Annotated in this window: 13 protein-coding genes; 6 read left to right on the top strand and 7 right to left on the bottom strand. The window is 69.2% G+C overall.

The window, feature by feature from the left end:
- Positions 1–12: 12 nt before the first annotated feature.
- Positions 13–957: an ABC transporter permease gene (locus D3218_RS00655; RefSeq protein WP_119537970.1), complete on the top strand. Its 945-nt coding sequence runs from the start codon at positions 13–15 to the stop codon at positions 955–957.
- 66 nt (positions 958–1,023) lie between these two features.
- A complete protein-coding gene (locus D3218_RS00650) occupies positions 1,024–2,127 on the top strand; it encodes an autoinducer 2 ABC transporter substrate-binding protein (protein ID WP_119537969.1) in 1,104 nt (367 codons plus the stop codon).
- Positions 2,128–2,185: 58 nt separating this feature from the next.
- Here D3218_RS00650 and D3218_RS00645 read toward each other — a convergent pair whose 3' ends face one another.
- The 4 genes from D3218_RS00645 to D3218_RS00630 form a co-directional block, all read right to left on the bottom strand.
- Positions 2,186–2,929 carry a phosphatase PAP2 family protein gene (locus D3218_RS00645; RefSeq protein WP_119538449.1) on the bottom strand — a complete coding sequence of 248 codons (744 nt, stop codon included), beginning with the start codon at positions 2,927–2,929 and terminating at the stop codon, positions 2,186–2,188.
- 77 nt (positions 2,930–3,006) lie between these two features.
- On the bottom strand, positions 3,007–3,378 hold the full coding sequence (locus tag D3218_RS00640) for a DUF305 domain-containing protein (protein ID WP_168990372.1): 372 nt from the start codon (positions 3,376–3,378) through the stop codon (positions 3,007–3,009).
- Positions 3,375–3,713 carry a four-helix bundle copper-binding protein gene (locus D3218_RS00635; RefSeq protein ID WP_119538448.1) on the bottom strand — a complete coding sequence of 113 codons (339 nt, stop codon included), beginning with the start codon at positions 3,711–3,713 and terminating at the stop codon, positions 3,375–3,377. The genes D3218_RS00640 and D3218_RS00635 overlap by 4 nt, the downstream gene beginning before the upstream one ends.
- An 84-nt stretch (positions 3,714–3,797) precedes the next feature.
- Positions 3,798–4,148, bottom strand: a complete 351-nt coding sequence (locus D3218_RS00630; protein WP_119537967.1) for a hypothetical protein — start codon at positions 4,146–4,148, stop codon at positions 3,798–3,800.
- Positions 4,149–4,303: 155 nt separating this feature from the next.
- Between D3218_RS00630 and D3218_RS00625 the strand changes: the two genes are divergently transcribed.
- Positions 4,304–4,969 (top strand): sulfite oxidase-like oxidoreductase, encoded by a 666-nt coding sequence (locus D3218_RS00625; RefSeq protein WP_119537966.1) that lies wholly within the window; start codon positions 4,304–4,306, stop codon positions 4,967–4,969.
- An 84-nt stretch (positions 4,970–5,053) separates the two neighbouring features.
- Complete coding sequence (locus D3218_RS00620; protein WP_119537965.1) at positions 5,054–5,845, top strand: SDR family NAD(P)-dependent oxidoreductase; 792 nt, start codon at positions 5,054–5,056, stop codon at positions 5,843–5,845.
- Between the two features lie 10 nt (positions 5,846–5,855).
- On the opposite strand, the gene D3218_RS00615 is transcribed toward D3218_RS00620, so the two are convergent.
- Positions 5,856–6,770, bottom strand: coding sequence for a D-alanyl-D-alanine carboxypeptidase family protein (locus D3218_RS00615; protein ID WP_245414862.1), 915 nt, complete (start codon positions 6,768–6,770; stop codon positions 5,856–5,858).
- A gap of 169 nt (positions 6,771–6,939) precedes the next feature.
- Here D3218_RS00615 and D3218_RS00610 point away from each other — a divergent pair, with 169 nt between their 5' ends.
- Complete coding sequence (locus D3218_RS00610) at positions 6,940–7,788, top strand: oxidoreductase (RefSeq protein ID WP_119537964.1); 849 nt, start codon at positions 6,940–6,942, stop codon at positions 7,786–7,788.
- Positions 7,789–7,794: 6 nt separating this feature from the next.
- Here D3218_RS00610 and D3218_RS20340 read toward each other — a convergent pair whose 3' ends face one another.
- Both D3218_RS20340 and D3218_RS00600 read right to left on the bottom strand, forming a co-directional pair.
- Positions 7,795–8,484 carry a cell wall hydrolase gene (locus D3218_RS20340; RefSeq protein ID WP_425359274.1) on the bottom strand — a complete coding sequence of 230 codons (690 nt, stop codon included), beginning with the start codon at positions 8,482–8,484 and terminating at the stop codon, positions 7,795–7,797.
- Positions 8,485–8,618: 134 nt separating this feature from the next.
- On the bottom strand, positions 8,619–9,596 hold the full coding sequence (locus D3218_RS00600) for a malate dehydrogenase (protein ID WP_119537963.1): 978 nt from the start codon (positions 9,594–9,596) through the stop codon (positions 8,619–8,621).
- Between the two features lie 497 nt (positions 9,597–10,093).
- Here D3218_RS00600 and D3218_RS00595 point away from each other — a divergent pair, with 497 nt between their 5' ends.
- On the top strand, positions 10,094–11,137 hold the full coding sequence (locus D3218_RS00595) for a substrate-binding domain-containing protein (protein ID WP_119537962.1): 1,044 nt from the start codon (positions 10,094–10,096) through the stop codon (positions 11,135–11,137).
- The last annotated feature ends 3 nt before the right edge of the window (positions 11,138–11,140 follow it).

The following is an 11,140-nucleotide window of genomic DNA, read 5'->3' as shown; positions in this document are numbered from 1 at the left end:
GGGAGAGACGCCATGACCCTCCGCTCCCTCCTTCGCCACGAAGCCATCCTGGCGCTGATCCTGGCGCTCGCCCTCGCGGTGCTCGCGATCGACAACGAGCGCTTCTTCACCGCCGCCAACCTCCTCAACCAGGGCCGGCTGATGACCGAGGTCGGGCTGATCGCGGTGGCGATGACCTTCGTCATCGTCACCGGCGGCATCGACCTGTCCGTCGGCTCGATCCTCGGCCTCTGCGCCATCCTGATCGGCGTGTTCTGGAAGACGCTCGGCCTGCCGCTTCCGGCGGCCATCGGCCTGTCCATGGCGGTGGGGACGCTGGCGGGCTTCGTCAACGGGCTCATCATCACGCGCTTTCGCGTGCCGCCCTTGATCGCGACGCTCGCCACCCTCGCCCTGTATCGCGGGCTGGCCGAGGGCATCAGCCAGGCCCAGTCGATCCGCGGCTATCCGAAATGGTTCTTCGTGCTCGGCCAGGGTGACTTCCTGGGCATTCCCACGCAGCTCTGGCTGCTGGCCGCCGTCGCCTTCGCCGGGTTCTTCGTCCTCCGCTACACCGCCTTCGGCCGCGCGACCTACGCCATCGGCAACAACGAACAGGGCGCGGCCTTTTCCGGCATCGACGTCGCGCGGACCAAGCTGTGGATCTATTCCGCGTCCGGCTTCGTGTCGTCGCTGGCCGCCGTGGTCTTCGTCAGCCGCGTCTCCACCACGCGCTCCGACATGGGCTCGGGCATCGAGCTCGACGTCATCACGGCCGTGGTGCTCGGCGGCACCTCGATCTTCGGCGGGCGGGGCCTCGTGGTGGGCACGCTGCTCGGCCTCTGCCTCGTCCAGGTGCTCAAGAACGGCCTCGCGCTGTCGGGCGTGCGCGGCGACGGCACCATCGTCATCATCGGCGCCGTGCTGATCGCGGCCGTGCTCATCTCGAACTTCCTCGGCCGCTATTCGGGCGACTGATCCCCATCGGCCGCCATCGGCCGGGACTGCGACACCGCCAAACGTCATCGTGGAGGAGACAACGGCATGCGTACCCTACTGGCATTCCTCATCGGCTCGAGCCTTCTCGCCGCGCCAGCCTTGGCGCAGAGCACCTGGACCGGCGGCGACGACCAGCCGGCCAGCCCGCTGGCCTGCGACGCGACGGTCACGGCCGTGCCGCCGGGCGACTACAACGGCGGCGAGCCGACCGACGCGCCCGACCGCAACGGCAAGCCGCTGCGCGTGGTGGACATCCCCAAGCTCGTGGGCGTCGGCTACTTCAACTCCACCGCCTCCGGCATCCAGGAGGCGGCGAAGGAGCTGGGCTCGATGACGGTCACCACCGACGGGCCGACCCGGGCGAACATCGACGAGCAGATCACCTTCATCGACAACTACATCACGTCCGGCGTCGACGGCATCCTGTTCGCGGCCAACGACCCGGTGGCCATCGCGCCGGTGCTCAAGCGCGCGCTGGAAGCTGGCATCAACGTCGTCGGCTACGACGCGGACGCCGAGCCGGACGCGCGCCAGTGGTTCGTGAACCAGGCCGAGCCGAACGGCGTCGCCAAGTCGATGATCGACCAGCTCGCCTCCGAGATCGGCGAGGAAGGGTCCTTCGCCATCGTCACCTCGACCTTCACCACGCCCAACCAGGCGCGCTGGATCACCGAGATGGCGGCCTACGCCGAGAAGTGCCATCCCAAGCTCAAGTTCCTCGAGACGGTGGAGGCGCAGGAGGACAATATCCTCTCCTTCAACCAGGCGCAGACGCTCATCAACAAGTACGGCGACGAGCTGAAGGGCATCCTCGGCATGACCTCGGTGGCGACGCCCGCCGCCTCCGAGGCCGTGCAGCAGAACAACCTGTGCGGCAAGGTCGCCGTGGTCGGCCTCGCGCTGCCCAACGCGATGAAGCCCTACGTCAACAACGACTGCGTGAAGTCGACCATCCTGTGGTCGACCGTGGACCTCGGCTATGCCGCCGGCATGGCCATGCGCGCGGTGGCCGACGGCACGCTGAAGCCGGGCGACACGACCTTCAAGGCCGGGCGCCTCGGCGACCTGCAGATCGTCAACCAGAGCCAGATCCTGCTCGGCGCGCCGAAGGTGTTCACCAAGGTGGACATCAACGACTTCGATTTCTGAAGCTCGCCCCGCAAAAGCGCACGGCGCCGCTCTCCGAAGGAGCGGCGCCGTGCGCGCATCAGGTGCTCGGCTCGACGCTGCCGCGCCGCTGGAGCCAGCGCGCGACCCACCAGCACAGAAGCGCCCAGGCGGAACCGGCGCACCAGCCCGCCAACACGTCGGTCGGGTAGTGCACGCCGAGATAGACCCGGCTCGCCCCGATCAGCAGCGTCAGAGCGATCGCGACGCCCATGAAGTAGCTGCGCATCACGAAGCCACGCTCGCCCCGCGCGAGGAGCGCGCCCAGCGTCAGGTAGGCGGTGGCCGAAAGCATCGCGTGGCCGCTCGGAAAGCTGAGGCTATGCACGTCCACGAGATGGGCCACGACGTCGGGTCTTTGCCGGTCGAACCCGATCTTCAGGACGTTGGAGAGCATCACGCCGCCCATCATGGCCACGCCCATGAGGAGGGCCGAGGCGCGCTTGCCCTTCATCAGGAGGTAGGTGACCGCGAGCACGGTCAGCAGGGCGAGCACGGTGTACCCGCCCAGGGCGGTGAGGTCGCGCATGATCGCCTCGACCCAGAACGGGCCGATCGGATCGGCCGGGTCGGTCGGGCTGCGCAGGGCGCGCAGGATCGCGTCGTCGAAGGCGTGCGTATCCCCTTCCCGCACCTCGCCGGCAATCGTCAGGAAGCCGAACAGCGACGCCGACACGAGGCCGAGGATGACCAGCCCACGCACCTCGATCTTGCGCAGGACCGGCACGCGGTCGATGTCGAAGCGCGACGGGGAGAGGCTGGCGGTGCGATCGATCGGGTCCATCGCCGGCAACATAAGGCGCGGCGCTCCGTCGGCGAGGCGGGCGGGGCAACACGGCCCGCCCGCCCCCATGCGCCGTCCTAGCGGTCGCGGTTCGCCTCGATCCAGGCCCGCAGTTCCGCGATCTCCGCCTGCTGCGAGGCGATCACGTCACGCGAGATGCGGGCGAGCACCGGGTCGTTCTCTCCGCTGTCGAGATAGGCCTGCGCCATGTCGATCGCGCTCTGGTGGTGCGGGATCATCATCTGGGCGAAGTCGAGGCCTGGACGCCCAGTCATCGGCGTCTGGGCCATGGCGGCGTTCATCGCGTCCATGGCCTCCATCATGCGTTGACTGGCCGCCTCGCCGGCCGCCTGCCCGTGGGCCGCGTGGTCCATCTCCTGCGCCGGGGCGGCGCCCGCCGCGGCGAGCCACGCCGCGGCGAGGACGGCGGCAACGCCGCGCGCCCTCATCGGCCGGCCCCCATCTCGCGGCAGAGGCGCTCGCAGTCCCGGCAGGCGGCCACGCATGCATCCATGCCGCCGACGCGCTCGCAGTCGCGGGAGCAGGCGGCGCAGATCTCCGCGCAGGCCGCACAGGAATGGCGATGCGCATCGCTTCCGGTCAGCATGATGTGGGCCGAGGCCCGGCAAATCTCGGCGCAGGCCGCCATCAGGCGGAGATGCGCAGGCTCCGTGTGCGGACCGCCCGCCTCCAGGCAATGGTGCATCGCCGTGGACAGGCAGGTTCGGTAGCAGGCGAGGCAGGCGTCGATGCAGGCCTGCATGTCGTTCGTGGAATGGGTCATGATCGGATCCAATTGGGTTGTGTCGGCACGACCGGGATCGCGGCGCTCCAGGCACCGGGTCCGATGGCGATCGGCCACGAGAAATCAGGTGCGACGGGCGCCGCGCGGGGGCGGAAGCGGCACCGGGACCGAGCGGCCTTCCGCGCGCTCGTCCGGCGACACGTCGTCCGTGCCTCGCGCCTCAGGGACCACAGCGATGGCCGGCGGGGAAAGCGGCACGGCCAGGAGGCAATGGGCGACGCAGCAGGCCGCCATCCCGGCCGCGTGTCGTTCGGGAGCGCGGGCGGCCGAAGCGTCGTCGCCGTGCGCGCAGCCGGTGCCCATCACGATGGGATGGGGTACCGCCGGCATCGCGTGGCCTTCGGGAGCGGAGAAGGCGAAGGCGCAGATCACGAGCGCCAGCAGCCATCGGCCGCCCCCCGTGATCCCGTCCATCGTCCTGCGCCGTATCATGAGGGGCAAGGTGCCGCCGCAGGCCGCGGTTTCAAGAGGGACGAGGCGTCCCGTCGGCGGAATCGCCGGCACCGGTCGGTGATCTTCGGGCGTGGGCGCACCATGTTCTGCAGAATGCCTCAACGAAGGGCCCTGCCATGGCCGATGCGCCGGACGACACCCCGCCCGAATCCAAGCTCACCCGCACCAAGCAGGAATGGGCTCGCGACGGTCGCTTCCTGACCGGCGAGCGCGAGCGGCCGGACAGCGAGCGTCTGCCGCCCGGCCAGCACCTGATGAAGAACTGGCCGGTCCTCGACCTCGGCCTCCATCCCGATGTGTCCACCGAACGGTGGCGCCTCCAGATCAACGGCGCTGTGGAGGAGCCGCAGATATGGGACTGGGCGCGGTTCCAGGGATCGGTCCAAAGCGAGGCGACCACCGACATGCACTGCGTGACCACGTGGTCGCGCTACGACAACCGCTGGGCAGGCGTGCGCACGCGCGACTTCGTGGCCGTCGTGCGCCCGCGCGCCGACGCCGCCTTCGTGGTTCTCGGCTCCTACGACGGCTATTCCACCAACCTGCCCCTCGCCGATTTCACCGCATTCGACGCGATGCTGGTGCATTCCTGGGAGGGACGGCCGCTCACGAAGGAACACGGCGGCCCCGTGCGGCTCCTGGTGCCGCATCTCTATCTGTGGAAAAGCGCGAAGTGGCTGCGCTCCATCGAGTTCCGCACGGCGGATCAGCCCGGCTACTGGGAAGTGCGCGGGTACCACGAGCGCGGAGATCCGTGGACGGAGCAGCGCTACGCCGACTGACCGCGGGCGGCGCTGGCGCCCGCCCCTCGCGCCGGCGCACAATCCTGATCACGAATCGGCCGGGAGGGCCGGGAGGAGAAGCGCATGGACATGGGTCTCAGGGGCAAGGTCGCCATCGTCACCGGCGGCTCGGTCGGCATCGGGCTGGCGGTGGCCGAAGGGATGGCGGCGGAGGGCGCCAACGTCGTCCTGGCGGCGCGAGGCGGCGAGCGCGCCCAGGTCGAGGCGGACCGCATCGCGAAGGCGCACGGCGTCGAGGCCCTCGGCGTCGCGGCCGACGTATCGACGGCCGAGGGCGTCGACGGACTGGTGCGCGCTGCCGAGGATCGGTTCGGTGGCACCGACATCCTGGTCAACAACGCGGGCACCGGCTCGAACGAGACGGTGATGGCCGCGCCCGACGACAAGTGGCAGTCCTACTGGGATCTGCATGTGATGGCGGCAGTGCGCCTGGCACGCGGCGTCGTGCCGCAGATGCGCCGTCGCGGCGGCGGAGTGATCCTGCACAACGCCTCGATCTGCGCCGTGCAGCCGCTCTGGTACGAGCCGATCTACAACGTCACCAAGTCCGCGCTGATGATGTTCTCCAAGTGCCTCGCGACGGAGCTCGTCGGCGACAACATCCGCGTCAACTGCGTCAATCCGGGCCTAATCCTGACACCCGACTGGAAGAAGACGGCACGCCAGCTCACCGCCAACACGGGCGGCGACTGGGAAGGCTATCTCCAGGGCGTGGCCGACGAGCATGCGCCGATCAAGCGGTTCGGCACGCCGGAGGAGCTGGCGAACTTCTTCGTGTTCCTGTGCTCCGACAAGGCGAGCTACTCGGTCGGCTCGACCTACTTCGTCGATGGCGGCATGCAGAAGGGCTTGTAAGCGGAGACCCTCAGGACGCGGGGCCGAGATAGGCGTCGATCAGCTTCTCCACGCTGGCGTCGCGCTCGCGCCCCGTCTTGCCGCCGAGCACCACGACGATGACGCCGCGCCCGTTGCGGCGCGCGCTGGCGACGAGGTTGAAGCCGGAAGCGTTGACGAAGCCGGTCTTCATGCCGTCGACGCCCGCCACGCGGCCGAGCAGCTTGTTGGTGGCGGTGTAGTGCCGGCCCCCGTAGTCGAACCCTTCCGTGGCGAACAGCGGGGCGTATTGCGGAAACCGCTTGCGGATCTGCTGGCCGAGGATCGCCATGTCGCGCGCCGTGGAGATCTGCGCCTCGTCCGGCAGCCCGCTCGGGTTGGCGAAGTTGGTGCGCGTCATGCCGAGCTGGCGCGCCTTGCGGGTCATCGCCAGGGCGAAGGCGTCGTCCGTACCGCCCAGCGCCTCGGCCACCACGGAGGCGACGTCGTTGGCCGACTTCACCGCCAGGCCGAACATCGCCTCGCGCACGCGGATCGTCTCCCCGGGCCGCAGACCGAGCTTGGAAGGCGCGCGCGCGGCGGCGAAGGCCGTCACGGGCATCGCGTCGTCGAGGCCGATGCGCCGGGCCTCGATCGCCTCGAACAGGAGATACAGCGTCATCAGCTTGGTGAGCGAGGCCGGATGCCGCAGGCCATCGGCGTCGTCCGCGTAGAGCACGCGCCCCGTGTCCATGTCGACCACGATGGCGGCGGGCGTTCGCTCCGCCACGACCTCGGCGCCCACGGACAGCGCGGGAGCCTTGCTGGGCGGGATGAGCCCGGCGCGCACGTCGCTGCGCGAAAGGTCCATCGACTGGCACGACGCCAGCGCGAGCGACAGGAGAACCGCCGCGACGGTGCGCAGGCGCCGGACGGAGGACGGGCGGCCGATGGAGTGCGACGACAAGGGCTGAAATCCGGCTGAATCCAATCTCGAAGGATCGAGTAGCACGGCAAACGTTTCAGTAGGCTTTCCGAATCGTTCGCCCCGCCCGCGTCCTGCTGGTCACGGCGGCGACGGCTCCCAGATACCGGCTTCGCGACAGACCCTTTCCTTCTTGAGCGGAAGCCGATCCATGTCCTCCACCGATACGCCCGTCTGGTTCATCACCGGCTGCTCCACCGGCTTCGGCCACGAACTCGCCAAGCTGGTGATCGAGCGCGGCTGGCGCGTCGTGGCGACGGCGCGCGACCGCGAGCGCCTGTCGAGCCTCGTCGATCTCGGCTCCGACCGGGTGGCCGCGCTCTCGCTCGACGTCACCGACCGGGTGCAGATCGACGCGGCGATCAAGGCGGCGGAGGAGCGGTTCGGCCGCATCGACGTGCTCGTCAACAACGCGGGCTACGGCTACCAGTCCTCGATCGAGGAGGGCGAGGACGCGGAGATCCGCGAGCAGTTCGACGCCAACGTCTTCGGCCTCTTCGCCATGACGCGCGCCGTGCTGCCGATCATGCGCCGCCAGGGCTCGGGCCACATCCTCAACCTCACCTCGCAGGCGGGCTTCATCGGCTTTCCGGGGTCGGGCTACTACGCCGCCACGAAGCACGCGGTGGAGGGCTTCTCCGACTCGCTCGCTGCGGAGGTGGCGCCCTTCGGCGTGCAGGTCACCTGCGTCGCGCCCGGCCCGTTCCGCACCGACTGGGCCGGCCGCTCGCTGCGCCAGACGCCGAACCGGATCGCGGAATACGCCGACACGGCGGGCGCCCGGCTGAAATCGACCTCCGACATCAGCGGCCATCAGGCCGGCGATCCGGTGCGCGCCGGCGAGGCCATGATCCGCGCGACGCAGATGCCCGAGGCCCCGCGCCATCTCGTCCTCGGCAAGGTCGCCTACGAGGGTGTGACCGGCAAGCTCCGGCAGCGGCTCGCCGAGATCGAGGGCTTGCGCGACGAAAGCCTCTCGGCCGACTTTCCCGACGCGTGAGGCCGGTCAGCCGCCGTTCGCGCGGATGAGGTCCTCGATGCTCATGGTCTTGGGGGCGGCCGACGCGGCGGGAGCCGGGTCGGCCATCCGGCGCGCGATGCGGCTTTCGCGCACAGGGGTCCGCATCACGGCGGGTGCCGGCTCGCGGGCCGCCACGGCGGCCGCGAGCGCGCGCTCGGGCGGTGTGAACGGCAGCCGCCCCTGCTTTTCCGCTTCCATGCGCTCGGCAACCATGGACTGGGTCGAGGTCGCGTTCCTGCGTTTCTCGTAGAACGAGTTGCCGCCCTGGATCGTGACGTAGTGCATGTTGGAATAGGGGTAGGAATAGCCGGCCGTGTGGAAGAACATGGCCTTCTGCACGTCCGAATGCCGCGCACCGCGCAGCACGCGCTTGGCGGTCTTGGTCGCGAGGTCGCGCCCCTTGCCCATGGGCTTGCTGAGCACGCCGGGGGCGAACTGGTTCTTCTGCCCGACCACGCCGCAGACGGATTTCGGATACTTGCCCGACTCCAGCCGGTTCATCACCACCGTGCCGACCGCCAGCATGCCCGCCTCGGACGAGCGGTTGGACTCGAAATACATGGCCCGCGCAAGGCACTCCTCGGCGCTCATGCGCGGCGTCATGCGGGCGCAGCCGCCGGCCAGGCCCAGCGCCGCGACGGCGAAGATCAGGGTGAGGCTTCGGCTCGGTGACATCCTGCGGCCCGCTTGCAACGTCGGGCGAATTTCGCGCCGGAAGCTTAAGGAGCCGTTGATCCTTTCGGACGCGAAAGGGCTGCCGCGCCGGACGGCGCGGCAGCCATGGGAAGCCGACCCTATGGGCCGGACGATCAGAGGAGCGCCGAAACGGCCTCGCGCTCCTCGGACAGCTCGGCCACCGTGCGGTCCAGCATCTGCCGCTGGAAGGGGCCGATCTCGAGACCGGTGACGCGCTTGTAGGCGCCGCCCTCGCACACCACCGGCACGCCGGCCATCAGGCCCTCCGGGATGCCGTAGGAGCCGTCCGACGACACGCCCATGGAGACCCAGTCGCCGTCCGAGCCCTTGATCCAGTCGCGCATGTGATCGATCGCGGCGTTGGCCGCCGAGGCCGCCGACGAAGCGCCGCGCGCCTCGATGATCGCCGTGCCGCGCTTGGCGACGGTCGGGATCAGCGTCTCCTTGTACCAGGCCTCGTCGCCGATCACCTCGGCCAGCGGCTTGCCGTCGGCCGTGGCGTTGGTCCAGTCGGCGAACATGGTCGGCGAGTGGTTGCCCCAGACCACGAACTTCGCGATCGCATCGACCGACACGCCGGCCTTCTGGGCGAACTGCGTGAGCGCGCGGTTGTGGTCGAGACGGAGCATCGCGGTGATGTTCTCGGTCGGGAAGTCCTTGGCGTTGGCGGCCAGGATCATGGCGTTGGTGTTGGCTGGGTTGCCGACCACAATCACCTTGGCGTCGCGCTTGGCCCCCTCGTTCAGGGCTTCGCCCTGGACGCGGAAGATCTCGGCGTTGGCGTTGAGAAGGTCTCGGCGCTCCATGCCCTGCGTGCGCGGGCGCGAGCCGACGAAGAAGCCGGCGTCGATGTCGCGGAAGGCCGCCTTGGGGTCGTCGGTGATGACGACGTCCTGCAGGAGCGGGAAGGCGCAATCCTCGAGCTCCATCACCACGCCCTTCACGGCCTTCTGGGCCTGGGGCAGATCGAGGAGCTGGAGCGCGACCGGGGTGTCCTTGCCGTAGACGTCGCCGTTGGCGATGCGGAACAGGAGGGAGTAGCAGATCTGACCGGCCGCGCCGGTGACGGCGATGCGTTTGGGCTGCGTCATGGGTGAACCTTTCGTACCTGTCGGTCGGGGCGTGCGGCCCTGCCCTAGCGCGACTTGGCGCAGCAATCCACGACGAAGTTCACGGCAAACCGATGTTCGGCGCCGGGTCGGGCGCCCGCGCACCCTCAGGGAACACCGATGTCACGAAAGTTGACGGCTTTCGATCGGTTTTGCGCACTTGCGAGATGGGACGGCCGTGATTTGGATCGGTTCGCATGAGGACCGCATCGATTGAACCCGCATTCCTTCCAATAACGCGCAAAAAGCTCTGATGTCGTCCACAAGGCGATTGTGTTTTCCGCCGATCGCGACTTTACTCCGGAAACAGAAGGCGCCCCGGCACGGAAGGGCGCCCGGGCCGGGGGCGAACAGCCATCGGCAGAGGAAACGCGGCACCGGCTGACGGCCGGCGCCTTCGGGAAACGCCGGGAGCGAATCGCACGGCGACGGAACGGGCGCGCCGAGCGCGGCGCCTCGCGAACCAAAAGGGAGGAAGCATGACTTCGCGCAGCACCATCCACCGCCTCGCCGGTTTAGTCGCGGGAACGGCCATCGCCGCGTGCCTGCTGGCGTCCGCGCCCGCCCGGGCCCAGGAAGACGTCCTGGTCGGCCTCGTGGTGAAGACCGAGGCCAACCCGTTCTTCGCCAAGATGCGCGAGGGCGCCAGCCAGAAGGCCGCCGAGCTCGGCGTCAAGTTCCAGAGCTTCGCAGGCAAGTACGACGGCGACCACGACAGCCAGGTGACGGCGGTCGAGAATCTGATCTCGGCCGGCGCGAGCGGCATTCTGATCGCCGCGAGCGACCCGAAGGCGATCGCCCCCGTGCTGGAGCAGGCGCGGCAGGCCGGCATCCTCGTGATCGCGCTCGACACCCCGCTCGATCCGGCCGACGCCGCCGACCAGACCTTCGCCACCGACAACGTCAAGGCAGGCGAGCTGATCGGCCAGTGGGCCGCCAAGACCGTGTCCGATCCGAAGACCGCAAAGGTCGGCTTCCTCGACGCCATCGAGACGCAGCCGACGGTCGACGTGCAGCGCGACCAGGGCTTCATGAAGGGCTTCGGCATCGATCCGAAGGACATGAGCCGTTATCTCGACGAGGACGATCCGCGCATCGTCGGCCACCAGTGGGGCGCCGGCTCGGAAGAAGGCGGGCGCACCGGGGCCGAGCTCCTGCTCCAGAAGGACCCGGACCTCAACGTTCTCTACACGATCAACGAGCCCACCGCGGCGGGCGCCTACGAGGCGATGAAGGCCGCCGGCAAGGAAAGCTCGGTCGTGCTGACCTCGGTGGACGGCGGCTGCCCGGGCGTGGAGAACGTCAAGGCCGGCGTGATCGGCGCCACCTCCATGCAGTATCCGCTGCTCATGGCGTCCAAGGGCGTCGAGGCGGTCGTGAACTTCAAGAAGACGGGCGAGAAGCCGGCGGCGACGCAGGGGCTCGACTTCTTCGACACGGGCGTGACGCTGGTGACCGACAAGCCGGTGGACGGAGTGGAATCCATCACGTCCGAGGAAGCCCTCAAGAAGTGCTGGGGCTGATCG

The organism is Aureimonas flava (assembly GCF_003583935.1).
GTDB lineage: Bacteria > Pseudomonadota > Alphaproteobacteria > Rhizobiales > Rhizobiaceae > Aureimonas > Aureimonas flava.
The sequence above is the reverse complement of the archived record's forward strand: the minus strand, read 5'-3'. Positions and strand labels throughout refer to the sequence as shown.